The organism is Pseudomonas taeanensis MS-3 (genome assembly GCF_000498575.2).
GTDB classification, from domain to species: domain Bacteria; phylum Pseudomonadota; class Gammaproteobacteria; order Pseudomonadales; family Pseudomonadaceae; genus Aquipseudomonas; species Aquipseudomonas taeanensis.
Map to the genome: position 1 here is coordinate 1494231 of NZ_AWSQ01000001.1, position 23300 is coordinate 1517530.

Sequence of the window (23300 nt, forward strand, 5' to 3'; positions counted from 1 at the left end):
CTGACGGAGTCCGCTCGATGGCCAAGGCCAAGCGATTGTATGGCTGCACCGAGTGTGGTGCGACGTTTCCCAAGTGGGCCGGCCAGTGCGCTGAGTGCGGTGCCTGGAACACCCTGGTGGAAACGCTGCTGGAGGCCAATACGGCGACGCCGAGTGGCCGCACCGGTTGGACCGGCCAGCAAGCGCAGGTCAAGACCCTGGCAGAAGTCAGTGTCGAGCAAGTGCCGCGCTTTTCCACCGCCTCCGGCGAGCTGGACCGGGTGCTGGGTGGTGGCCTGGTGGACGGCTCGGTGGTGCTGATTGGTGGCGATCCGGGCATCGGCAAGTCGACCATCCTGCTGCAGACCCTGTGCAATATTGCCACGCGCATGCCGGCGCTGTACGTCACCGGCGAGGAGTCGCAACAGCAGGTTGCGATGCGCGCCCGACGCCTGGGGCTGCCGGAAGACCAGCTGAAGGTGATGACCGAGACCAACATCGAAACCATCATCGCCACGGCGCGCCTGGAAAAACCCAAGGTGATGGTGATCGATTCGATCCAGACGATCTTTACCGAACAGTTGCAGTCGGCTCCCGGTGGCGTGGCCCAGGTGCGCGAGAGCGCGGCACTGTTGGTGCGCTTCGCCAAGCAGAGTGGCACGGCGATCTTCCTGGTCGGCCATGTCACCAAGGAAGGCGCCCTGGCGGGCCCGCGGGTGCTCGAACATATGGTCGACACCGTGCTGTATTTCGAGGGTGAGTCCGACGGCCGCCTGCGCCTGCTGCGCGCGGTGAAAAACCGCTTCGGTGCGATCAACGAGTTGGGCGTGTTCGGCATGACCGACAAAGGCCTCAAGGAGGTCACCAACCCCTCGGCGATCTTCCTCACTCGTGCCCAGGAAGAGGTGCCGGGCAGCGTGGTCATGGCCACCTGGGAAGGCACCCGGCCGATGCTGGTGGAAGTGCAAGCCCTGGTCGACACCAGCCACATGGGCAACCCGCGCCGGGTCACCCTGGGCTTGGACCAGAATCGGCTGGCCATGCTGCTGGCTGTGCTGCATCGCCACGGCGGCATTCCCACCTACGACCAGGATGTGTTCCTTAACGTGGTCGGTGGGGTCAAGGTACTGGAAACCGCCTCCGACCTGGCCTTGATGGCGGCTGTCATCTCCAGTCTGCGCAACCGGCCGCTGCCGCATGATCTACTGGTCTTTGGCGAGGTCGGCCTGTCCGGTGAGATTCGCCCGGTGCCGAGCGGCCAGGAGCGCCTAAAGGAAGCGGCCAAGCATGGTTTCAAGCGCGCCATCGTGCCCAAGGGCAATGCGCCCAAGGAGGCGCCGGCCGGGCTGCAAATCATTGCGGTGACGCGCCTGGAACAGGCGCTGGATGCGTTGTTCGAGTAGCTCCGCCCTGGGGTTTTGTTGGGCGCGCGCAGAGATCTCGTTCCTCGATCCAGTCGGCGGGCGCTGCCCGGCAGGCGGCTCAGCGATTGAGCTAAGGGCTGGCGGCACTCGGCGTGCCGGCCTGCCCAGGGGATGTTTCCAGGGGCTGAACTCAGCCTTCTTCGCTGAGCGCTGCCAGATCGCGCTCGAGCAGCTGTTCGTCACCGAGATTGAGCTCGACCAAACGACGCAAATGACTGATCGAATCGAGGTCGATATGCGTGCAGACGAAGCCCAGCAGTTGGTCCTGAATGCGCGTCAGCACCATTTCCATGCGCACCTGGGTCTCACCGCCCAGCGCGATGCAGGCCTGGAAAGGCTGGTGCGGCGCGCCGTCCCAGTCCTCCGGTCGTTTGATCAGCAAGCCCTTGAGTGACACGTCGAGCAGCTCGACGCTCCAGCTTTGCGTGTCCTGTACTATTTCGGTGGGAGCGTCGAAGGCGATGCGGTGAAAGCGTCGGCGCTCGTTAGATGGTTCACTCATGGGAAAACTCCTGGGCGATTCTACCCACTATAGCGGGGCTGGCGGTGGCGGCAAACACGCTGTCTGCAACCGACCATGATCGGGCACGTGATAACCAGCCGGCTGGTTCTCAGGTTGGCGCCTGCATGGTTGGCTAGGTCTGGCCCGGTTTACTCGTGGGGTGTAGCTGCCCTAAAAGAGCGGGGCGCCAAAATGCTGCATATAGGGCTGATGAGCAAGTCCTGCGCGCATGCGTGGCGTTGTTTCGGCGCCGTGCCGCTCGGCTCAGTAACATTGGGGTTGCGACTGACTTTCGCCGCTTACGAAAAAGCCCGCCGATTGGCGGGCTTCGCATTTCAGGTGTTAGATCAGACGCCGTAAACAGGGAATTTGGCGCACAGCGCCTTGACCTGTTCGCGCACGCTGTCGACCACCGACTCGTCACCCATGTTAGCCAGGACTTCGCAGATCCAGCCGGCCAGCTGGCGGCACTCGCTTTCCTTGAAGCCGCGGGTGGTCACGGCCGGGGTACCGATGCGCAGACCGGAGGTGACGAACGGCGAACGCGGGTCGTTGGGCACCGAGTTTTTGTTCACGGTGATAAAGGCACGACCCAGGGCGGCGTCGGCGTCTTTACCGGTGATTTCCTGCTTGATCAGGCTGAGCAGGAACAGGTGGTTCTCGGTGCCGCCGGAAACCACGTCGTAGCCGTTCTCGATGAACACCTTGGCCATGGTCTGGGCGTTCTTCACCACCTGCTGCTGGTAAGCCTTGAATTCGGGCTGCAGGGCTTCCTTGAAGCACACCGCCTTGGCCGCGATCACATGCTCCAGCGGACCACCCTGGCCACCTGGGAACACGGCGGAGTTGAATTTCTTCTCCAACTCTTCGTTCTTGCGCGCGATGATCAGACCGCCGCGTGGGCCGCGCAGGGTCTTGTGGGTGGTGGTGGTGACCACGTCGGCAAACGGCACCGGGTTCGGGTACACGCCAGCGGCAACCAGGCCGGCGACGTGGGCCATGTCGACGAACAGGTAGGCGCCAACCCTGTCGGCGATTTCGCGGAAGCGCGGGAAGTCGAGGATCTGGGAGTAGGCCGAGAAGCCGGCGATGATCATCTTCGGCTTGTGCTCGATCGCCAGGCGCTCGACTTCGGCGTAGTCGATCAGGCCATTGCCGTCGATGCCGTACTGTACGGCGTTATACAGCTTGCCGGAGAAGCTCACGCTGGCGCCGTGGGTCAGGTGGCCACCGTGGGCCAGGCTCATGCCCAGTACGGTGTCGCCAGCGTTGAGCAGGGCCATGTACACGGCGGCGTTGGCCTGGCTGCCAGAGTGCGGCTGAACGTTGGCGTAATCGGCGCCGAACAGCTGCTTGGCTCTGTCTATTGCAAGCTGCTCGACCACGTCGACGTACTCGCAGCCGCCGTAGTAACGCTTGCCCGGATAGCCTTCGGCGTACTTGTTGGTCAGCACCGAACCCTGGGCTTCCATGACCGCCGGGCTGGTGTAGTTTTCCGAGGCGATCAGCTCGATGTGTTCTTCCTGGCGCTGGGCTTCCTGCTCCATCACGGCAGACAATTCGGCGTCGAAACGGGCAAGGTTCAAATCACGGCTGAACATAGGTAATCCCCTGAGGAAAGTCAGTTGGGCGGTTGAAAGAGGGAGCGAATTCTAACGCATCCGCCGTCAGTGGGCATATGAAGCTTGGTCATGTGGCGGGTAAGCGCAACTCATTCTGTCGGGTTGAGCCTGCGACAATGGTGATGGCAGGGTGGCTGCTCAGCCAAGGCCGTTGGCCCTAGCTGAGCATGAACAACGCAGCACCACTGAACTGGGCGGCGAACCGACGGGCGGACATGGGGTGGCCGAGCAGGTAACCCTGCACTTCGTCGCAACCGTGTATGCGGAGGAAATCCAGCTGCGCCTGGGTCTCCACGCCTTCGGCGATCACTGTCAGGTTCAGGCTGTGAGCCATGGCGATGATGGCGCAGGCGATCTGCCCGTCCTGTTCGCCCTGCGGCAGACCGTCGACGAAGCTGCGGTCGATCTTCAGTACGTCGATGGGGAACTGCTTGAGGTAGTTCAGCGACGAATAGCCGGTGCCGAAATCGTCGATGGCGATGCACAGCCCCAGGCGCTTGAGGTCGGCGAGGGTTTGCATGGCGCTGGCCACGTCCTGCATCAGCGTGCTCTCGGTCAACTCCAGTTCCAGACAGGCAGGCGGAATACCGCTGTGTTCGAGAATCGCGGCGATACGCGAGTCCAGATCACCTTCGGTGAACTGCCGGGCTGAGAGGTTGACCGAGATCTTCGGCACACGGACCTTGGCCGCGTGCCAGCTTTTCAGTTGGCGACAGGCTTCGGCCAATACCCAGTCACCGACCTGCACCACCAGCCCCAATTCTTCCAGCACCGGAATGAAGTCGTCTGGCGGCACCAGTCCGCGTCTCGGGTGCTGCCAGCGCAGCAGGGCCTCGACGCCGGTCAGGCGTTTGCCGTCGCCGGAAAACTGCGGCTGGTAATGCAGGATGAATTCGTCTTGTTCCAGGGCATGGCGCAGGTCGCTTTCCAGTTCCAGGCGCTCCAGGGCGCTGGCGTTCATGTCCGCCTGATAGAACTGGAAGTTGTTCTTGCCGCGCTCCTTGGCGTGGTACATCGCCGTGTCGGCATTTTTCATCAGGTGACTGAGCTCATTGCCATCCTGTGGGCTCAAGGCGATGCCGATACTGGCCGTGACGAAAAATTCGCGGCCCTCGAGGATGAACGGCTGAGCCAGGCTGGCGAGTATCTGTTCGGCGACATGAATGGCCCGGTTCAGTGCGCCCTCGCGGGTGGAATGCGACTGCAGCAGCACGGTGAACTCATCGCCACCCATGCGCGCGACGGTGTCGTCATCGTCGACTCCGGCGGCGAGGCGAATGGCCACATCCTTGAGCATGCGGTCGCCGGCAGCGTGGCCGAGTGAGTCATTGATCGGCTTGAAGCGGTCGAGATCGAGGAACATCAGTACCACCCACTCCTGATGCCGCTCGGCGTGCAGCAGGGCAGTGTGCAGGCGATCCTGAAACAGCGTGCGGTTGGGCAGCAGGGTCAGGGCATCGTAGTAGGCCAGGCGGTGAATCCGCTGTTCGCTGGCTTTGCGCTCGCTCATGTCGCTGAAGAAGCACACGTAACTGACCAGGTCGCCTTCCTCGTCCTGTACCGCGGTAATACCGACCCAGGCCGGGAAGCTCTCGCCGTTGCGCCGCTTCAGCCACACTTCGCCCTCCCAGCTACCGCGCTGGTTGAGCTGGCCGAGGATGTAGTGCAGGTGGCTGGCCTGTTGGTGGTCGGCGGTGAGCATGCCGGGCAACTGGTCGAGCACCTGCGCCGAGGAGTAGCCGCAGACCCGGCTGAAGGCTTTGTTGACCTGGACGATATAGCCAGCCGGGTCGGTGACCAGGATCGCCGCGGTGGAGTGTTCGAACACCGTGGCCGCCATACGCAGGTCTTTGTCTGCGCGGCGTTGCTGGCTGATGTCGCGGCCGACCCCGAGCAAGCCCTCGAAGCGGCCATGAGCGTCCCACATGGGCACCACGCGCAGTTCCACGGGAATCTTGTGGCCGTCGGCGCGCAGGCAGTCGAAGACCAGTAGCTGCGGCTGGAACTGCTGGCGCAGTTCGAACATCCGTTGCGGGTCGCCGAGGGCGCAGCGTAAGCGTTCCAGTAGCCGAAAGAGGCCGGTCAGTTGCTGCGGATTGGTGGTCATGCCCTGGAAGTTGTTGGCGAGCACCCATTCGGTCGTATAGCCGAGCACCGACTCGACCGATGGGCTGACGTAGCTGAGCTGCAGGCTATCGTCGGTGGAGAAGATCACATCGCTGATGCTCTCCGCCAACAGCCGGGAACGCTGCTCGCTGTCACGCAGCGACTCGCTGCTTTCGATCTGTTCGGTGATGTCCTTGACCACGCCGAGCAGACGGCTGACGCGACCTGAGGCGTCCCGGGCGAGGGCCTGCTCGCGCACGCTGAACCAGCGCCAACTACCGTTTCTATGGCGCCAGCGCAGCTGAGATTCGAGCAGTAAACCGTTGCCTACTACCTGCTGCATGCTGCGGATGCGCCAGTAGTAGTCGCTATCGTCCGGGTGCAGGATGTGCTCCCAGAAGCGCTCGCCAAGGTCCTTCAGTTCGCCTGTGCTGTAACCCAGCTGGAGGCCCAGGTGGTGATTGCTGAACAGTACGCGTTTGTTCGACATGTCATGCACGTACAGGGTATCCGGCACGGCGCGAACCACATCCGACCAGAAACGCTCGCGCTCGACCAGGGACAGCTCGATGCGTTTACGACTGGTGATATCGCTGATGCTCAGGGTCACCGCCTGCAGATCTTGTGGATTCTCCGGGAGACGTAGCACCAGCCACAGGTGGCGCTCCAGGCCCTGGGGGGTAGTGATTTTTCTTTCCAGCTCGAGCTGGCCGGCACGCTCGAGCAGGGCTCTGATCAATTGCACGCGGAAACCGTCGGGGCGCAGCGGGCCGCTGTCGATCAGGTATTCCCAGGCCTGCTCAGCTGAGCCGACTCCGAGCAGGCGCTGGGCCAGCTGATTGGTTTCGGTAAAGCGCAGGTGCTTGAGCAATTCGCCATGTCGTTGCGGGTGTTTGTGCAGCCAGCGAGTCAGGCCGCAGCTGTCCCGTAACTGCTGATCCTGCAGGTAAACCTGCAGCCCTGCCAGGTCGAGTACGCAGAGTGCGGTGCCGACGCCTTCGAAGATGTCCTGGTAGCGACGTTGGGCTTCCTGCACCACGCGCATGGCGTGTCGTTCTTCGGTGACGTCGCGCAGTACCCAGACGAACCCCAGGCGCTGTGCCGCGTCCCCGAGATCGCTGCGGGAAATGTCGAAGAGTCGGGGCACGCCTTCCTCGGATATCTCCACCAGGTCTGGGCCACGGTCGCTGTGAAAGGCGGTGTCGTGCAGTAGCAGGGGGTCCAGGTTGGGTAGCAGCTCGAGCAGGTGCCGGTTCTGAGCGTCATGGCTGCTGAGGCCGAGCAGGGTTTCAGCCTGGGGGTTGAGGTAGCTGAGCAGGCCGTTGCTGTCAGTCACCAGCACCCGCTCCTCGATGGCGCTCAGTGCGCTGGCGGCCTGTTTCAGCGAGCGCCGAGAGGCGACGTTGAGCGCATGCAGGCCACGCTGTTCACGTAGCAGTTGATACAGCGCGAGCAGGGTCAGCAGGGAGCACAGGGTAAACAGCAGGAATTTTTCGGCCAGCTTCGGCAATAGCTGAGCGCGCACCTTACGTTCGTTGAATAGGGCGCGAAGTTGCCAGTCGCTGCCGTGCAGAGGGGCGAGCAGAATGCTCTGCGCCAGGTTCTCGGCGGTCACCAGTGGAAATACTGCGGGGTTCGAGGGTGGCTGGTCATGTTGGCGGGTGATCACCCGTTGCGCCAGGCGGTCTTCCAGCAGCCACTGGTGTGTGCTTTGGTGGTGCTCGTTGAGCCAATTGCGCAGGGTCAAGGCACTCAAGCGTAGAACCCAGTACCCGCTCGTGGCGTTGGCCTCTGTTTGACGTAACAACAGGTGAATTCGCCCGCCGTTACTGGTGCTGAACGCATAGTGATAAGGCTCACCGCTGTTGCGCTGAAACAGGTTGGCCAGGTAGCGCGCATCACCCGTCTGAGGGCTGCTGTCGGCGAGGATACCGCCGCGCGGCCCAAGCCAGGCCAGGCTGTGCAGGCTGGGGAAGACGGCCCGGATATTTTTTAGTAAAGCCTCACGCTGCTCGGTCGAGTCGGCTGGCCAGGTGTTTTGGCGCAATATTGCCAAGCCAGCGCGGGCTTTCAGCTCCATGCTCAGGCTCAGGTGGTTGGCCAGCTGTGCGCTGAACTCGTGGCTGAGTTGCCGCTGGTTGTCCTGCAGCTGGCGTGACTCCAACTGCAGTTGCCACAACAGCAGAGCCAGCATGCCCAGCACCAACGCCACCAAGCCGGTCCTGAATGCGCCGTGCATGGGCGCCGCCAGCAGCTCGCCTGGTGCGCGGGGTAACCTAGGTGGTGAGGCTGTTGACACTGACAAAAATCCTGCGGCTACGACTTGGTGAAGCAGGCGGTGTATGGTGCTTAACAATTCGTTAAAAAAACTAACGAGCTCAGGCTAAAACTGCCCGCTGTGAAAAATGCTCAGCGCATTTTGCTGATCTTTCCCTGCCTTGGGATCGCCTGCGGGTAACGGTATTTTTTATGTTCATGTCGGCCCTAAGGCAAAATCAACCAACATAGCGACGCGCATTGTACGGGTTGCACGCGAGCTTGTTAGGCGGATTTCAACGTGACATGACCTGGCGCAGTGGTTTTTCAGCGGCCGGTTAAACGAGTACGGGGCCATTAGGGGCGGCTAGAATGCCACAACTGTGGCGAAGTGCCAGCGCAGCCGACGAGCGTGGTTTGCCCTGCACCGCGCATTCCGGTAATTTTGCCGCACGCGCGCGGGAGCTGTTTGTCCGTTCTTGCGGCAGGCGGGCGTCTGCTGTTGCGAGCGAAGCGCCGGTCTGGTGCCGCCGGGCGAAGTCACTCGCCCCAACCAGGCCAGGCTGCGCAACAACCTCTGGCCCGTCTCCATTCTCCTGTCATAGAACCAAGGTTATCCATGGCCCAATACGTTTACACCATGCATCGGCTGAGCAAGGTAGTGCCGCCGAAGCGGGAAATCCTCAAGAACATCTCTCTGTCCTTCTTCCCCGGCGCCAAGATCGGCGTGCTCGGCCTCAACGGCTCGGGCAAATCCACCCTGTTGAAGATCATGGCTGGCGTCGACACCGAGTTCGACGGCGAAGCACGGCCGATGCCCGAGCTGAATGTCGGTTACCTGCCGCAGGAGCCGCAGCTCGATCCTAGCAAGACCGTACGCGAAGTGGTGGAAGAGGCCGTCAGCCAGATCAAGGACGCCCAGGCGCGTCTGGATCAGGTCTACGCCGCCTATGCCGAACCGGATGCCGACTTCGACAAGCTGGCCGCCGAGCAGGCCAAGCTGGAGGCCATCTTGCAGACCTCCGATGGCCACAACCTTGAGCGCCAACTGGAAGTCGCCGCCGATGCCCTGCGTCTGCCGCCTTGGGATGCCAAGGTCGCGGTGTTGTCTGGCGGCGAAAAGCGCCGGGTAGCGCTGTGCCGCCTGTTGCTGTCCGCCCCGGACATGCTGCTGTTGGACGAACCGACCAACCACCTGGACGCCGACTCGGTCGCCTGGCTGGAGCACTTCCTGCACGACTTCCCCGGTACCGTGGTGGCGATCACCCACGACCGTTACTTCCTGGATAACGTCGCCGGCTGGATTCTCGAACTCGACCGTGGCGCCGGTATTCCCTACGAGGGCAATTACTCCGGCTGGCTGGAAACCAAGTCCGATCGTCTGGCCCAGGAGTCCAAGCAGCAGTCGGCCCATGAGAAGGCCATGAAGGACGAGCTGGAGTGGGTGCGCAAGGGCGCCAAGGCGCGGCAGTCGAAGTCCAAGGCGCGCCTGCAGCGCTTCGAGGAAATGCAGTCGCAGGAGTTCCAGAAGCGCAGCGAAACCAACGAGATCTACATTCCGGTTGGCCCGCGCCTGGGCGACAAGGTTATCGACTTCGTCAACGTCAGCAAGGGCTATGGCGACCGCGCGCTGATCGACAACCTGTCGTTCAGTATGCCGAAGGGCGCCATAGTCGGGGTCATCGGCGGTAACGGCGCCGGTAAGTCGACCCTGTTCCGCATGCTGATGGGCAAGGAACAGCCGGACTCGGGCAGCATCGAGCTCGGTGAAACCGTGCAGTTGGCCTGCGTCGACCAGAGCCGCGACGACCTCGACGGCAGCAAGAGTGTGTGGGAAGCGGTATCCGGCGGCTCCGACATGATCCGCATCGGCAATTACGAGGTGCCGTCGCGTACCTACGTGGGGCGCTTCAACTTCAAGGGCGGCGACCAGCAGAAGTTCGTCAAGGACCTCTCCGGTGGTGAACGTGGCCGCCTGCATCTGGCCCTGACCCTCAAGGAAGGTGCCAACGTACTGCTGCTCGACGAACCGTCCAACGACCTTGACGTGGAAACCCTGCGTTCGCTGGAGGAAGCGCTGCTCGACTTCCCTGGCGCGGCCATCGTCATCTCCCACGATCGCTGGTTCCTCGACCGCGTCGCCACGCACATCCTGGCGTACGAGGACGACTCGCACATCGAGTTCTTCGAAGGCAACTACACCGAGTACGAAGCCGACCGCAAGAAACGCCTCGGCGAGGCGGCGGCGCAGCCGCACCGCGTACGCTACAAGAAGCTGGCGCAGTAAGCATTCGCTAGACCCGTCAAAACGGAGCCCCTGGGCTCCGTTTTTTTATCCTGGGTTCAGGGCGTGTGCATGGCCTTGCCCCAGGCCCGGTCCTTTTCACGCTGCCAGGCCTCCTCGTGTTCGTCTTGCCGCTCTTCGTGCCATGCCTGGCGCTCGCTGCTTTCCTGCATGGCCTGGCATTGACGAAAACCATCGTCCCAGCCGGTGGCGTACTGGGTTTCGCGCAAGTAGCGTGGCACGTCTTTGTGGAAGTTGCCGCTGATCGCTCCAGCCGCCTGATGGCCACTGTTGCAGCCGTGCTGGTAGCCATCGGCAAAGGCCGGCGGATAGCCTTGGGCGATCAGGTAGTCGTGGGTGCTGGCGCAGCCGGCGATTGCGCCAGCCGCCAGCGCGACGGCAACCAGGGTGGCATAAGGCAACGCCATAGAGGATTCCTCCTGCGCCTGGACGCGGGCGCGTGCATCGATGAAGTAGTCCTGTGCTGCCAGGAACCTGTCGTGGGTGAAGTCTAGGCCTGGTGATGTGATGAATTCGTCAAGGCGCCGTGACGGCACTGTTAGGCGCTCGCCTTCAGCCCTTGACGCAGACCACCTGGCGCAGGGTATGCAACACTTCGACCAGCTCGCGCTGGGCCTGCATCACCGCGTCGATGTCCTTGTAGGCCATGGGGATTTCGTCGATCACCTCTTTGTCTTTGCGGCACTCGACGTGGGCGGTGGCGCGGATCTGGTCTGCCACGCCGAACAGTTTCTTCGCCTGCGTGCGGCTCATGCTGCGACCGGCGCCGTGGCTGCAGGAACAGAATGCCTCCTGGTTGCCCAGGCCGCGGACGATAAAACTCTTCGCACCCATCGAACCGGGGATGATGCCCAGCTCGCCGCGCTGCGCGGATAACGCGCCCTTGCGGGTGACCAGCACGTCCTGGCCGAAATGGCGCTCCTGCTGCACGTAGTTGTGGTGGCAGTTTACCGCCTCCAGGTGGGCCTCGAAGGGCTTGCCGATCACTCGGCGCGCCGTTGCGATCACCGCCTGCATCATCAGCGCGCGGTTCTGCTGGGCATAGTCCTGCGCCCAGCCCACCGCCTCGAGGTAGTCGGCGAAGTGCCGGCCGCCCTCCTCGAAGTAAGCCAGATCCCTGTCCGGCAGGTTGGCCAAGTGTTGGCGCATGTCGGTCTTGGCCAACTCGATGAACAGGCTGCCGATGGCGTTGCCGACCCCGCGTGAGCCGCTGTGTAGCATGAACCAAACACGATTCGTCTCGTCCAGGCAGACCTCGATGAAGTGGTTGCCGCCGCCCAGCGTACCCAGGTGCTGGCGGTTGTTGGTCTTTTCCAGCCGCGGGTATTTGTTGGTGATCGCCTCGAAGCGCCCGGCCAGTGCACGCCAGGCCTGATCCGCGGCTTTTGGCACGTCCGCCCAAGCGCCCTGGTCGTGCTTGCCGAAGGTCTTGCCGTGGGGTACGGCCTGCTCGATGGCGCTGCGCAGACCGTGCAGGTTGTCCGGCAGGTCGCCGGCCAGCAATGAGGTGCGTACGGCAATCATGCCGCAGCCAATGTCCACGCCCACCGCGGCTGGAATAACGGCGCCGACTGTAGGTATGACGCTGCCGATGGTCGAACCTTTGCCCAGGTGTACGTCCGGCATCACCGCCAGGTGCTTGAAGATGAACGGCATCTGCGCCGTGTTGAGCAGTTGCTGGCGCGCCTCTGGTTCGACCGGCACGCCCTGGGTCCAGAGCTTGATCGGTTTGCCCGTGGCGATTTGGAGAATCTGTGGTGTGGTGCGTTTCATGGGCTTTAAACGGGTTTTGAGGACAGCCGTCAGGTAACTCGGCGCTGCCCCAGCTGCATAGAGGCTGCTGCCCCGATCAGGGACTTGCCAGTGTGAACAAAGTACTGCGTTGAGGGAAAGCGTACACCTAGTCGAGTCGCCGTGGGCCTGTGCGGGCTTAATAGCTATCCATCTTCAGCTCCAGCAACAGGGGTGTCCTTGGGCCGGCCACCTGGTTGAGTTCACGCGCGCGCCCGCGCGCAGCGCTACGGTGTTCGGGCCTGCTAAAGGCAAAACCCATTTGGGGTGTTGTTCTGGTTACGGCACCGCTGGGAGGTGACGAGGGCATCGGTCAGGTCTGCTCGGGCCGCATCGGCGCACAAGTTTGCGCCAGCGATTATGCAGACTCTGTGGCAGCGTCCACACTTAGTAGAGCGTTGGAAAACTACTTTGGTGCGACGCTGAAGCGTTCAGTGTGGCACTTTTGTGTGGCTGCTTTTGACGCTGCGTAGCCTCGCGCCGTAGTTTGCTTTCCCCACTTTAGCGATGTGATCACCGAGGAGTATTTCCATGCCTGCCTTCGATCCTCATGCGGCCCTGGATGCGCTGCTCGCCGAGTACAGCGCGCGGGCTAATGCGATTCGCCGGGATCTGGCGCGTAGCCATTCGCCAGACTTTGCCGAGCAAGCGCTGCAGCGACAAAACGATGAGGTGCTGGAGGCCTTGCAGGCCGAGGCCGAAGCAGGCATGCGCAAAGTAGGCTTGGCCAAACTGCGCCTGGCCGAAGGCACCTACGGCGACTGCCTGCGTTGCGGCGAGCCGATCGAGCCGGCACGCCTGCAGGTGCTGCCGGCCTGTGAATATTGTTTGCGCTGTGCCGAACAGGCCAGTGAAGCCGGCCACTAGCGGGCGGACATGTCCCCGAGTAGGCGTCGGGCGGCAGATTCCGCAGCATCGGTATAGGGGCGTAGCACGCTGGCGGCACCAGCGTGATGGAAGGCTTCGGCATCGCCTTCATGGAAGGCGCTGAGGGTGATCTGCCCCCGGAACGACAAGCCACGCACGGCCCTAAGTAGCAGCGCATTGGTCTCGCGCTGGGGAATGGTGCTGACCAGGGCGCGTGCCTGGTGCAGGGGCAAGTGGGCGAGGAAGTCGGCGTCTTCGGCGTCGCCATAGCAGACGCTGATCCCGTCCTTGCGCGCCAGGGCGAGGGCCTCTGGGTCGAAGTCCACGCCCAGCACGCGCATGCCGCCTTGCTCCAGCTGTTCGGCCAATTGCCGGCCATAACGGCCCATGCCATACAGGATGACGTCTGGAAGGCTGTCGTAGGGCGGGTTGTCCGCCACGTTCTCGCGGTGGGGGATCCGTCGCTCGAGCGCACCTAGCCACGGCGCGAGGCGTGCAAACAGCGGCTGGGCATAGAGAATCAGGTAGGTGGACAGGGTGATGGTAATCAGCCCAACCAGGGTGGTCAGGCCTAGGGCGGACTGACTCACCTGCTGCAGGCCCACGCCCACGGCGACGAAGATGATGGAAAATTCGCTGATCTGCGCCAGGGTCAGCCCGGTGACGAAGCTGGTGCGTTTGCGAAAACCCAATCCGCCCATGATCAGCATGACGATCAGCGGTTTTACCAGCAGCACGAACAGCGATAGCGCGGCGGCTTGCCAGAGCTGGCCCTGAATGTGGGTGAAGTCCAGTTGGATGCCCAAGTAGATGAAGAAGAACAGCAGGAGAAAGTCGCGCAGGCTGGTCAGGCGGCTGGCGATGGCTTCGCGCAATGGTGTGGAGGCCAGGGAGAAACCGGCGAGGAATGCCCCGAGTTCTTTGGACAGGCCCAGCGCTTCGGCGCCGCCGGCCAGCAGGGTGCCCCAGGCTACGGCGAAGAGCATGAGCAGTTCGGGGGAGCGCGACATTCCACGTAGCAGCCGCGGCAGGGCATAGCGCATCAACAGATACAGGCCCAGGCTACCTCCGGTCAGGAGGCTCACCAGGCCGAGCAGATTTGCCGTGTGGTGAGGGGCTGCGACGGGGTTGAGCAGGTTGAGCAGGAGCATCGCCAGCACCACGGCGATGTCCTGCACGATCAGGATGCCCATGGCCATACGCCCTTGCAGTGAGTCGATTTCGCCTTTGTCGGACAGCAGCTTGACGATGATGATAGTGCTGGAAAAGGCCAGGGCCACTGCCACGAAGACCGCCTCCACCACACTCAACCCGAGCAGCAGGCATAGTCCATAGCCGAGTATGACCGTGAACAGCAGTTGCCCCAGGCCAGCCACCAATGCCACGCGTCCGAGGGTCCGCACCAGGCGCATGTCGAGCTTCAGGCCGACCACGAAGAGCAGCACGGTAATGCCGATTTCCGCGAGCAAGGCAAGCAGTTCAATATCGCTGCTAAGGCCCAGTACGGTCGGGCCGGCGAGAATTCCCACGAAAATGTAGGCGATGAGCAATGGTTGGCGCAGTTTTACCGCCAAACCACCGAACAGGGCAGAAAGCGCGAGCAGTGCGGCCACTTCCTGAAAAAGACTCATGCGTTTGCTTCCGTATGGGCACGTTGTACTTTAGGCGCATCCGTTAATCACATGGCTGCGTTGTATCAAGCTTATGGCTTGTCGCCGACGTCTGATACGGCCATGATTTCTCTAGCCTGTGCCCTCCGTTCAAGGATTTCCAATGCCCGACTCCGTTGCTACCCATCTGCGGCTAGCGCCCGATGCACTAACCCGACCCTTTGCCCCGGAACAGTTCAACTTCGCCAATACCGATGATCTGGAGCCTTTTCGCGGCGTGCTGGGCCAGGAGCGCGCGGTAGAAGCCTTGCAGTTCGGTGTGGCGATGCCGCGTCCTGGATACAACGTGTTCGTTATGGGTGAGCCTGGCACCGGCCGGTTTTCCTTCGTTAAACGCTACCTCAAGGCCGAAGCCAAGCGCCTGGAAACCCCAGCCGATCAGGTTTATGTCAACCACTTCAATGAGCCGCGTGAGCCGCGAGCGCTAGAACTGCCTGCCGGCACGGCCAGTGATTTCATCGCCGACATCGGTCTGCTGATCGACAATCTGCTGGCAACCTTCCCGGCGGTGTTCGAGCACCCGTCCTACCAGCAGAAGAAGAGCGCGATCGACCGCGCCTTCAACAAACGCTACGACCAGGCGCTGGATGTGATCGAGCGTTTATCGTTGGAAAAAGGCGTCGCCCTGTACCGCGACAGCAGCAATATCGCCTTCACCCCGATGCTCGAGGGCAAGGCCCTGGATGAGGCAGAGTTCGCCCAGTTGCCGGAGGCCGAACGGGAGCGCTTCCATCTCGATATTGCCGCACTCGAGGAGCGCTTGAACGAGGAGCTGGCGAGCCTGCCGCAGTGGAAGCGTGAGTCGAGCAACCAGCTGCGTCAGTTGAATGAAGAAACCATCACCGTAGCCTTGCAGCCCTTGCTCGCACCCTTGTCGGAAAAATATGCCGAGAATGCCGGGGTCTGCGCCTATCTTCAGGCGGTCCAGGTCAACCTGCTGAAAACCGTGGTCGATCAACTGGTCGAGGTGGAGAAAGCCGACGCACAGACCCGCATGTTGCTGGAAGAGCAGTACTGCCCGAGTCTGGTGGTTGGCCACCATGCCGACGGCGGTGCGCCGGTGGTGTTCGAGTCGCACCCGACCTATGACAACCTGTTCGGTCGCATCGAATATAACGCTGACCAAGGGGCGCTCTACACCAGCTACCGCCAGCTTCGCCCCGGTGCGCTGCACCGGGCCAACGGCGGCTTCCTGATTCTCGAGGCCGAAAAGATGCTCGGCGAGCCCTTCGTCTGGGATGCGCTCAAGCGCGCCCTGCATTCGCGCCAGCTGAAGATGGAATCGCCGCTCGGCGACCTCGGCCGGATTGCCACCGTGACCCTCAATCCGCAGGTGATTCCGCTGCAGGTCAAGGTGATCATCATCGGCGCCCGCCAGCTGTATTACGCGTTGCAGGATCACGACCCGGATTTCCAGGAAATGTTTCGCGTGCTGGTCGACTTCGACGAGGACATTCCTCTGGCCAACGAGAGCCTGGAACAGTTCGCCCAGTTGATCAAAACCCGCACAACCGAAGAGGGCATGGCGCCACTGACCGCTGCCGCCGTGGCGCGGCTGGCAACCTACAGTGCACGCCTGGCCGAGCATCAGGGACGTCTGTCGGCGCGCATCGGTGATCTGTTTCAGTTGGTCAGCGAGGCAGACTTCATTCGCCAGTTGGCCAATGAAAAGGTCACCGAGGTTGGCCATATCGAGCGCGCGCTGAAAGCCAAGGCCACGCGTACCGGACGGGTCTCGGCGCGGATCATCGACGACATGCTGGCCGGTATCATCCTGATCGACACCGCCGGCGCCGCCGTCGGTAAATGCAATGGCCTGACCGTGCTGGAAGTCGGCGACTCGGCCTTCGGTGTGCCGGCGCGAATTTCCGCCACTGTCTATCCCGGCGGCTCGGGCATCGTCGACATCGAGCGTGAGGTCAACCTGGGACAGCCGATTCACTCCAAGGGGGTGATGATCCTCACCGGTTATCTTGGCAGTCGCTACGCCCAGGAGTTCCCGCTGGAAATCTCCGCGAGTATCGCCCTGGAGCAGTCCTACGGTTATGTCGACGGTGACAGCGCCTCGCTGGGCGAGGTGTGTACGTTGATCTCGGCTCTGTCGCGCAAACCCCTCAAGCAGTGCTTCGCCATCACCGGCTCGATCAATCAGTTTGGTGAGGTGCAAGCGGTCGGCGGAGTTAACGAAAAGATCGAAGGCTTCTTCCGGCTGTGCGAGGCACGTGGCCTGACGGGTGAGCAGGGCGCGATTATTCCGTACTCCAACGTCACCACGCTGATGCTCGATGAGCGAGTGTTACAGGCGGTGCGTGCCGGGCAGTTCCATGTCTATGCGGTGCGCCATGTGGACGAGGCCCTGAGCCTGCTGATCGGTGAGGAAGCGGGTAGCCCTAATGCCGAGGGCCAGTTCCCCGCAGGCAGTGTCAATGCGCGGGTGGTCGAGCGACTGCGCGAGATCGCCGAGATCGGCATGGGCGAGGATGACAAGGTCGAGGATAAAAAAGACGCGGACAAGACGACCGAGGGTAAGACGAGTGCGCCCGTTGCGGCCAAGGAGAAAAAATCGCGCCCGGAGAAGCCGGCAGGCTGAAGTGGCCGCCTGATGGTGGTGTGGCCTCGCCGAGTGATTGCCCCGTCACTCGGCGAGCGCTTTGCCGGGTAAGGCAGGCGAAGCGGGCAGATCTTTTTACGCTCATCCACAGAGTTATCCACAGCGATTCGAAATAACTGCCGACTTCCCTGAGTCGCCCGTACGGGTGTAGGCTGAAGACCTGATCTAGCGAGGGTCGCCGCCATGCCGCGTTGCCTCTGCCTCACTCGTCAATGTTTGGGCCTGGTCACCCGCATCGAATGCGTGGTGTTGCCACTGGCCGGTGAGAATGGACTCTGGACACTAATCTGCGCCGCCGGTATTTCTGGCGAGCAACCTTCCGCCATCAAGGCGCAAGGCCCGTTTTATGGGCCTGTTGTGGCAGAAGGAGTGCTGGCAGGGATCGCCGAAAGTCTGGCCACCCAAGGCTATGACGAATGCCGCGAATTGCCGATTTGGCGCTTGCACGTGCAAGCCGAACTGCGCCGCTTGAACGGCGAGCGCTGCCATCATATCGGTAATTATCAGTTCAACCCTGAAACCTGAGCGGCCGTTTGCTCAGCAGTTGTACCGTCGGCACCGGGGCTGGGGTAGGCGGGTGTGTGGGCGTTAATACTGGGGGGGCCAGATGATTGTCCACAGTTCGAGGGAGTCGTCCGAGCGGAGGGTTGTGCGTTTCCAGTCTTTGTCTGCTGGGTCGTGCTGGGTATACTCGCCGTCGGTTTTGAATCCCCCTGTGAGACCCCATGGAACGCTTTATCGAAAACACGATGTACGCCTCTCGTTGGCTGCTGGCGCCGATCTACTTCGGCTTGTCGCTCGGGTTGTTGGCATTGGCCGTGAAGTTCTTTCAAGAGATCTTTCATATCATCCCCAGCGTGTTCGCCATGGCCGAGGCGGATCTGATCCTGGTGATACTGTCGTTGATCGACATGGCGCTGGTCGGGGGGTTGCTGGTGATGGTGATGATTTCCGGCTACGAAAATTTCGTTTCACAATTGGACATCGACGAAGGCAAGGAAAAGCTCAACTGGCTGGGCAAGATGGATTCCGGCTCGCTGAAGATGAAAGTCGCCGCCTCCATTGTGGCGATCTCCTCGATCCACCTGCTCAAGGTGTTCATGGACGCGAAGAACATCCCCGATAACAAGTTGTTGTGGTACGTGATCATCCACATGACTTTCGTGGTCTCGGCCTTCGCCATGGGGTATCTGGACAAGTTGACCAAGCACGACCACAGCTGATCAACGCTATTTCCCTGATCTTGACCGCCCGCTCGTTGCGAAACGGACGGGCGGTCGGGTTTCTGCCTTGTGCTTCTGCGACCTACTGCAAACACTGTATCTGTATGGGGTTAGTACGAGTCGTTTGCGCGAGGTATTGCCATGAACCTGCACGACCTTTCCAGTCATGCCCGCGCAGGGCATGTCGACGAGTTGAATCTGATCTCCCTCGAGGGTGGTAACTACTACTTGTTGGAGGCGCGCGTGGGCGGCCGTCCCTTCACGCTTGAGGATGGGCGTGGGCATCTTCAGCACCTGCGCTCTTTGGAGCATGCCCGAGACCTGTTGCACTCGTTACCGCAGCTACCGCCGCTGCATTTGGTGCAGACGCAGGAGCACGATGAAATGTGCGGTATGCCTGAAGATCCGCGCATCAAGCACCCCGCCGGGTCGCACTGAGGCCCATTGTGGCAAAGGGCTAGACCGGGCGGCGGTAAACTTCGCTGCGAACAAATCAAGACCGCAGGTGTGGGCAATACAGGGCTTGGTACTGCGCCAGGCGCCGTCAGTGGGTAGGGCCGCTCAGGCAATTGTGCTAGTCTGGCCGGCCTTTTTTGCCCCTGCGGAGCAGTGTCATGTCCGAACTCAATCTCTCTACAGACGAAACCCGCGTCAGCTACGGCATTGGCCGTCAGCTGGGCGGTCAGCTGCGTGACAATCCACCGCCGGGCGTGAGCCTGGATGCAGTCCTGGCCGGCCTTTCCGATGCATTTTCTGGTCAGGCGAGCCGTGTCGACGAGGCTGAGCTATCGGCCAGTTTCAAGGTCATTCGTGACGTCATGCAGGCTGCCGCAGAGGCCAAGGCTGCAGAAGCTGCCAGCGCTGGTGTGGCTTTCCTGGGTGAAAACGCCACGCGTGAAGGCATTACCGTGCTGGCCTCTGGCCTGCAATACGAAGTGCTGACCGCTGGCGAAGGCGCCAAGCCATCGGCAGAAGACACCATCCGTGCGCATTATCACGGTACCCTGGTCGACGGCACTGTGTTCGACAGCTCCTACGAGCGTGGTCAGCCGGCAGAGTTTCCGGTTGGCGGGGTGATCGCTGGTTGGGTCGAGGCCCTGCAATTGATGAACACCGGTAGCAAGTGGCGCCTGTATGTGCCGAGCGAGCTGGCCTATGGCGCCCAGGGCGTCGGTAGCATCCCGCCACACAGTGTGCTGGTGTTTGATGTAGAGCTGCTGGAAATTCTCTAAGCGCTCACGGAAGGTCGGCCGGCTGGCGCAAAGCGCTATTCGGCCAGGCGCAACCTTGCGGCATCGCGGACATTGCTCGCGATGCCGTATTGGTAGCGGAAAGCCGCATCAAGGGCGCAATGCCCGGGCGTAGCAGTACAGAAACAGGTTGCGCACCAGCTCTTTGAGTACCAAGGGTTCGTTGGAACTCAGCTCATGCAAGTCCAGGTCGCCCTGACCGCGTAGCTCATCCAGAGCTGCTTCTTCCAGAACCGCACACACTTCACCTGTTTCGCGATCCAGAATGCGCAGGTAAGGCTGTGGCCGGTCCAGCCAGGCGTCGATCAGATAGGTCATGACTCATCTCCCTTTAAGTGGTTTGATGAGAATAATTCCTATTCAATTAATAGCAAGCCTCAATTACTGCCTTTCGTCGTGCAATAAAAAGCCCGTCATCGAGACGGGCTTTTTATTGCACGCGTCCTGTCAGTGAGTACGGGCGACGGCGAAGTGGCTTAACTCGATCAGTGCGTCGCGGTATTCGCTGGCGGGCAAGGTATCCAGGCAGGCGATGGCACGCTCGGCGAAGTCGCGGGCGAGTTGTGCGGTGTAATCCAGGGCGCCCGCCGCTTCCACTGCGTTGCGGATGCTTTCCAGGTTCTCGATGCCGCCTTTCTGGATCGCTTGGCGTACCAGCGCCGCTTGCTCGGCCGTGCCTTCGCGCATGGTGTAGATCAATGGCAGGGTCGGTTTGCCTTCGGCCAGATCGTCGCCGACATTCTTGCCGAGGGCCGCTGCGTCACCGCGGTAGTCGAGCAGGTCATCAACCAGCTGGAAGGCCACGCCCAGATGGTCGCCGAAGTTGCGCAGCGCTTCGGTCTGGTCGGCCGAGGCGCCGGCCAGGGCTGCGGCGCTATGGGTCGAGGCTTCGAAGAGCATCGCAGTCTTGCCGCGGATGACCTCCATATAGGTCTCTTCGCTGGTGCTGGCGTCGCGGATCTTCGACAGCTGCAGGACTTCGCCTTCGGCGATGACTCGAGTGGCCTTGGAGAGGATTTTCATCACTGGCATGGAGTCGAGTTCGACCATCATTTCGAAGGAGCGCGAATAGAGGAAGTCGCCGACCAGTACGCTGGGCGCGTTGCCCCACTGGGCGTTGGCAGTCGAGCGGCCGCGACGCATGTCGGACATGTCGACCACGTCATCATGCAGCAGGGTAGCGGTGTGCAGGAACTCGATGGTGGCAGCGAGCAGGCGTAGTTGCTCGTCGTCCCGGCCCAGCGCCTTGCCGCAGAGCAGAACCAGCAACGGCCGCAGGCGTTTGCCGCCAGCAGAGATAATGTAGTCGCCGATTTTTTCCACCAAGGGCACGCGCGACACTAGTTGCTGGCGGATGATGCCGTCGACAGCGGTGAAATCGTCCGCCACCACGCGGTAGAAAGCCTGGGGTTGCATCAGCGACAAGTGCTCCTGAATGATTGCGCGGCATGCTAGGGGGCAGGGTAGGGGCTGTCAAGGTGAGTGCCCTGGGTGCTTGCGCGCAGCGGGTGGCTTGCGTACAATCGCGCACCCTGAACTTCCCCCTGGGTATTTCCCTGCCTTACGCAATTGCAAGGGTGTCCTTCCGGCCCCAAGCAGCCATGCCAGCCGATTACTATCCCTATAAAGCGCTGGGTGAGCAGGATTAACGGAGATTTACCATGTACGCAGTAATTGTTACTGGTGGCAAGCAATACAAAGTCACCGAAGGCGAATTCCTCAAGGTCGAAAAACTCGAGCTGGGCACTGGCGAAGCCGTGACCTTTGATCGCGTTTTGTTGGTCGGCAATGGTGACGACGTAAAAATCGGCGCTCCGGTTGTTGACGGTGCCAAGGTTGTGGCTGAAGTGGTAGCTCAAGGCCGTCACGACAAGGTTACTATCATCAAGTTCCGTCGTCGTAAGCACCACATGAAGCGCCAGGGCCACCGTCAGTGGTACACCGAGATCAAAATCACCGGTATTCAGGCCTGATTCGTTTCGGCCTGATCCCTTTATAGGAGTATTGAACTCATGGCACACAAAAAAGCTGGCGGTAGTACCCGCAACGGTCGCGACTCAGAAGCCAAACGCCTTGGCGTGAAGATGTATGGCGGCCAGGTTATCAAGGCAGGCAACATCATCGTGCGTCAGCGCGGTACCCAGTTCCACGCCGGTTACGGCGTTGGCATGGGTAAAGATCACACTCTCTTCGCTAAAATCGAAGGCGTGATCAAGTTTGAAGTAAAGGGCGCGTTCAACCGCCGTTACGTGAGCGTCGTCGCGGCTTAATCGCGAGGCTGCTGGAGAAGCCCCGTCCTTGCGACGGGGCTTTTTTGTTTCTGTATTCTTGGGGTTCTTGCCAAACTGTCCTGGGTGTAGCGTTCTGTTAGGGCGCAGGTCAATTTTGCAAGAACCTGGTGTTTTACGTTTTAGATAACCCGTACTCGTTGCGGGAGGCGTACTCAATGAAATTCGTCGATGAAGTATCGATATTTGTAAAAGCGGGCGATGGCGGCAACGGCATGATGAGCTTCCGACGTGAGAAGTTCATCGAGAAGGGTGGGCCCAACGGTGGTGATGGGGGTGATGGTGGCTCGGTGTATATCGAGGCGGCCGAGAACTTCAATACTCTGGTGGACTATCGCTATACCCGCCGTTTTCAGGCTCAGAATGGCGAGAAGGGCGGCAGCACTGATTGCACCGGGAGTAAGGGTGAGGATTTGATCCTGCCGGTGCCGATTGGTACGACGGTGATCGATTCGGCAACCCAGGAGGTGATCGGCGATCTGACCAAGGCTGGTCAGCGTTTGCTGGTCGCGCAGGGTGGCTGGCATGGCCTGGGTAATACCCGCTTCAAGTCCAGTACCAATCGTGCGCCGCGGCAGACCACGCCAGGCAAGCCGGGCGACTCGCGTGACCTCAAGTTGGAGCTGAAGGTGTTGGCGGATGTCGGTCTGCTGGGCTTGCCCAATGCCGGCAAGAGCACCTTTATCCGCTCGGTCTCGGCTGCCAAGCCGAAAGTCGCCGACTATCCGTTTACCACGCTGATCCCGAATCTGGGTGTGGTGAGTGTCGAGCGCTACAAGAGTTTTGTGGTGGCCGATATTCCAGGTCTGATCGAGGGTGCTTCGGAAGGTGCGGGGCTGGGTATCCGCTTCCTCAAGCACTTGTCGCGAACTCGCTTGCTCCTGCATCTGGTGGATATGGCGCCGCTGGATCTGACTGACCCGATAGAGGCGGCGGCGGTGATCGTTGATGAGCTGACCAAGTTCAGTCCGGCGTTGGCTGAGCGTGATCGTTGGTTGGTGCTGAACAAGGCCGATCAGCTGCTCGAAGAAGAGCACGAGGCGCGGGTCGCAGAGATCGTCGCGCGGCTCGAGTGGAAGGGGCCGGTGTATGTTATCTCCGCCCTGGCTCGCGAGGGTACCGAGCGCTTGTGTCATGACATCATGCGTTATCTCGAAGAGCGTGCCATGAAGGTGGCCGAGAATCCGCAATTTGCCGCGGAGTTGGCTGAGTTGGATCAGCGTATCGAAGATGAGGCGCGTGCTCGCTTGCAGGAGCTGGACGATCAGCGTGCGTTGCGTCGGGCAGGGGTCAAGAGTGTTGATGATGTCGACGAAGATGACTTCGATGACGAAGATGACGATGACGGCCCGGAAATCATTTATGTCCGGGATTAAGTAGAATTTCAACGCCGCTTAATAGCGGCG

At 61.3% G+C, this 23300-nt stretch carries 19 protein-coding genes; 11 read left to right on the top strand and 8 right to left on the bottom strand.

The window, feature by feature from the left end; translation table 11 throughout:
- The first annotated feature begins 17 nt into the window (after positions 1-17).
- Positions 18-1382, top strand: coding sequence for a DNA repair protein RadA (gene radA, locus TMS3_RS06490; RefSeq protein WP_025164448.1), 1365 nt, complete (start codon positions 18-20; stop codon positions 1380-1382).
- 151 nt (positions 1383-1533) lie between these two features.
- Here the strand turns inward: radA and TMS3_RS06495 are convergent, their stop codons facing one another.
- The 3 genes from TMS3_RS06495 to TMS3_RS06510 all read right to left on the bottom strand — a co-directional run bounded on the left by TMS3_RS06495 (position 1534) and on the right by TMS3_RS06510 (position 7872).
- Positions 1534-1905, bottom strand: a complete 372-nt coding sequence (locus TMS3_RS06495) for a PilZ domain-containing protein (protein WP_025164449.1) — start codon at positions 1903-1905, stop codon at positions 1534-1536.
- A 347-nt stretch (positions 1906-2252) separates the two neighbouring features.
- Positions 2253-3506 carry a serine hydroxymethyltransferase gene (gene glyA / locus TMS3_RS06505; protein WP_025164451.1) on the bottom strand — a complete coding sequence of 418 codons (1254 nt, stop codon included), beginning with the start codon at positions 3504-3506 and terminating at the stop codon, positions 2253-2255.
- A gap of 178 nt (positions 3507-3684) precedes the next feature.
- On the bottom strand, positions 3685-7872 hold the full coding sequence (locus TMS3_RS06510; RefSeq protein WP_029866158.1) for a sensor domain-containing protein: 4188 nt from the start codon (positions 7870-7872) through the stop codon (positions 3685-3687).
- A 636-nt stretch (positions 7873-8508) separates the two neighbouring features.
- Between TMS3_RS06510 and ettA the strand changes: the two genes are divergently transcribed.
- The gene (ettA, locus tag TMS3_RS06515; RefSeq protein WP_025164453.1) at positions 8509-10176 is read left to right on the top strand and encodes an energy-dependent translational throttle protein EttA; all 1668 of its coding nucleotides are present in this window, start codon (positions 8509-8511) and stop codon (positions 10174-10176) included.
- A gap of 56 nt (positions 10177-10232) precedes the next feature.
- Here ettA and TMS3_RS06520 read toward each other — a convergent pair whose 3' ends face one another.
- Entirely contained in the window at positions 10233-10601 is a 369-nt protein-coding gene (locus TMS3_RS06520; RefSeq protein ID WP_025164454.1) for a hypothetical protein, read from the bottom strand.
- 145 nt (positions 10602-10746) lie between these two features.
- Positions 10747-11967 (bottom strand): RtcB family protein, encoded by a 1221-nt coding sequence (locus TMS3_RS06525; RefSeq protein ID WP_025164455.1) that lies wholly within the window; start codon positions 11965-11967, stop codon positions 10747-10749.
- A 549-nt stretch (positions 11968-12516) separates the two neighbouring features.
- On the opposite strand from TMS3_RS06525, the gene TMS3_RS06530 reads away from it, so the two are divergent.
- On the top strand, positions 12517-12852 hold the full coding sequence (locus TMS3_RS06530) for a TraR/DksA family transcriptional regulator (RefSeq protein ID WP_029866159.1): 336 nt from the start codon (positions 12517-12519) through the stop codon (positions 12850-12852).
- Here TMS3_RS06530 and TMS3_RS06535 read toward each other — a convergent pair.
- The gene (locus TMS3_RS06535) at positions 12849-14483 is read right to left on the bottom strand and encodes a cation:proton antiporter (RefSeq protein WP_029866160.1); all 1635 of its coding nucleotides are present in this window, start codon (positions 14481-14483) and stop codon (positions 12849-12851) included. The genes TMS3_RS06530 and TMS3_RS06535 overlap by 4 nt on opposite strands.
- A gap of 142 nt (positions 14484-14625) precedes the next feature.
- Between TMS3_RS06535 and TMS3_RS06540 the strand changes: the two genes are divergently transcribed.
- The 5 genes from TMS3_RS06540 to TMS3_RS06560 all read left to right on the top strand — a co-directional run bounded on the left by TMS3_RS06540 (position 14626) and on the right by TMS3_RS06560 (position 19588).
- Positions 14626-17112 (top strand): Lon protease family protein, encoded by a 2487-nt coding sequence (locus tag TMS3_RS06540; RefSeq protein WP_025164456.1) that lies wholly within the window; start codon positions 14626-14628, stop codon positions 17110-17112.
- 204 nt (positions 17113-17316) lie between these two features.
- A complete protein-coding gene (locus tag TMS3_RS06545) occupies positions 17317-17658 on the top strand; it encodes a PA4575 family protein (protein ID WP_025164457.1) in 342 nt (113 codons plus the stop codon).
- A gap of 200 nt (positions 17659-17858) precedes the next feature.
- Positions 17859-18356 carry a TIGR00645 family protein gene (locus TMS3_RS06550; protein WP_025164458.1) on the top strand — a complete coding sequence of 166 codons (498 nt, stop codon included), beginning with the start codon at positions 17859-17861 and terminating at the stop codon, positions 18354-18356.
- 141 nt (positions 18357-18497) lie between these two features.
- Complete coding sequence (locus tag TMS3_RS06555) at positions 18498-18794, top strand: DUF6482 family protein (protein ID WP_025164459.1); 297 nt, start codon at positions 18498-18500, stop codon at positions 18792-18794.
- Between the two features lie 176 nt (positions 18795-18970).
- Positions 18971-19588, top strand: coding sequence for an FKBP-type peptidyl-prolyl cis-trans isomerase (locus tag TMS3_RS06560; protein WP_025164460.1), 618 nt, complete (start codon positions 18971-18973; stop codon positions 19586-19588).
- 108 nt (positions 19589-19696) lie between these two features.
- Here TMS3_RS06560 and TMS3_RS06565 read toward each other — a convergent pair whose 3' ends face one another.
- Together TMS3_RS06565 and TMS3_RS06570 are read right to left on the bottom strand one after the other, a co-directional pair.
- Complete coding sequence (locus TMS3_RS06565; protein WP_025164461.1) at positions 19697-19924, bottom strand: PA4570 family protein; 228 nt, start codon at positions 19922-19924, stop codon at positions 19697-19699.
- A 129-nt stretch (positions 19925-20053) separates the two neighbouring features.
- Positions 20054-21022, bottom strand: coding sequence for a polyprenyl synthetase family protein (locus TMS3_RS06570; RefSeq protein WP_025164462.1), 969 nt, complete (start codon positions 21020-21022; stop codon positions 20054-20056).
- Positions 21023-21267: 245 nt separating this feature from the next.
- On the opposite strand from TMS3_RS06570, the gene rplU reads away from it, so the two are divergent.
- The 3 genes from rplU to cgtA all read left to right on the top strand — a co-directional run bounded on the left by rplU (position 21268) and on the right by cgtA (position 23270).
- Positions 21268-21579 carry a 50S ribosomal protein L21 gene (gene rplU, locus TMS3_RS06580; RefSeq protein WP_025164464.1) on the top strand — a complete coding sequence of 104 codons (312 nt, stop codon included), beginning with the start codon at positions 21268-21270 and terminating at the stop codon, positions 21577-21579.
- Positions 21580-21618: 39 nt separating this feature from the next.
- The gene (rpmA, locus tag TMS3_RS06585; RefSeq protein ID WP_007950960.1) at positions 21619-21876 is read left to right on the top strand and encodes a 50S ribosomal protein L27; all 258 of its coding nucleotides are present in this window, start codon (positions 21619-21621) and stop codon (positions 21874-21876) included.
- A 176-nt stretch (positions 21877-22052) separates the two neighbouring features.
- On the top strand, positions 22053-23270 hold the full coding sequence (gene cgtA / locus TMS3_RS06590) for an Obg family GTPase CgtA (protein WP_025164465.1): 1218 nt from the start codon (positions 22053-22055) through the stop codon (positions 23268-23270).
- Positions 23271-23300: the final 30 nt, after the last annotated feature.

Coding starts and splice junctions, on each gene's coding strand:
- radA (WP_025164448.1), top strand. CDS start 18: ATGGCCAAGGCCAAGCGATTGTATGGCTGCACCGAGTGTGGTGCGACG.
- TMS3_RS06495 (WP_025164449.1), bottom strand. CDS start 1,905: ATGAGTGAACCATCTAACGAGCGCCGACGCTTTCACCGCATCGCCTTC.
- glyA (WP_025164451.1), bottom strand. CDS start 3,506: ATGTTCAGCCGTGATTTGAACCTTGCCCGTTTCGACGCCGAATTGTCT.
- TMS3_RS06510 (WP_029866158.1), bottom strand. CDS start 7,872: ATGCACGGCGCATTCAGGACCGGCTTGGTGGCGTTGGTGCTGGGCATG.
- ettA (WP_025164453.1), top strand. CDS start 8,509: ATGGCCCAATACGTTTACACCATGCATCGGCTGAGCAAGGTAGTGCCG.
- TMS3_RS06520 (WP_025164454.1), bottom strand. CDS start 10,601: ATGGCGTTGCCTTATGCCACCCTGGTTGCCGTCGCGCTGGCGGCTGGC.
- TMS3_RS06525 (WP_025164455.1), bottom strand. CDS start 11,967: ATGAAACGCACCACACCACAGATTCTCCAAATCGCCACGGGCAAACCG.
- TMS3_RS06530 (WP_029866159.1), top strand. CDS start 12,517: ATGCCTGCCTTCGATCCTCATGCGGCCCTGGATGCGCTGCTCGCCGAG.
- TMS3_RS06535 (WP_029866160.1), bottom strand. CDS start 14,483: ATGAGTCTTTTTCAGGAAGTGGCCGCACTGCTCGCGCTTTCTGCCCTG.
- TMS3_RS06540 (WP_025164456.1), top strand. CDS start 14,626: ATGCCCGACTCCGTTGCTACCCATCTGCGGCTAGCGCCCGATGCACTA.
- TMS3_RS06545 (WP_025164457.1), top strand. CDS start 17,317: ATGCCGCGTTGCCTCTGCCTCACTCGTCAATGTTTGGGCCTGGTCACC.
- TMS3_RS06550 (WP_025164458.1), top strand. CDS start 17,859: ATGGAACGCTTTATCGAAAACACGATGTACGCCTCTCGTTGGCTGCTG.
- TMS3_RS06555 (WP_025164459.1), top strand. CDS start 18,498: ATGAACCTGCACGACCTTTCCAGTCATGCCCGCGCAGGGCATGTCGAC.
- TMS3_RS06560 (WP_025164460.1), top strand. CDS start 18,971: ATGTCCGAACTCAATCTCTCTACAGACGAAACCCGCGTCAGCTACGGC.
- TMS3_RS06565 (WP_025164461.1), bottom strand. CDS start 19,924: ATGACCTATCTGATCGACGCCTGGCTGGACCGGCCACAGCCTTACCTG.
- TMS3_RS06570 (WP_025164462.1), bottom strand. CDS start 21,022: ATGCAACCCCAGGCTTTCTACCGCGTGGTGGCGGACGATTTCACCGCT.
- rplU (WP_025164464.1), top strand. CDS start 21,268: ATGTACGCAGTAATTGTTACTGGTGGCAAGCAATACAAAGTCACCGAA.
- rpmA (WP_007950960.1), top strand. CDS start 21,619: ATGGCACACAAAAAAGCTGGCGGTAGTACCCGCAACGGTCGCGACTCA.
- cgtA (WP_025164465.1), top strand. CDS start 22,053: ATGAAATTCGTCGATGAAGTATCGATATTTGTAAAAGCGGGCGATGGC.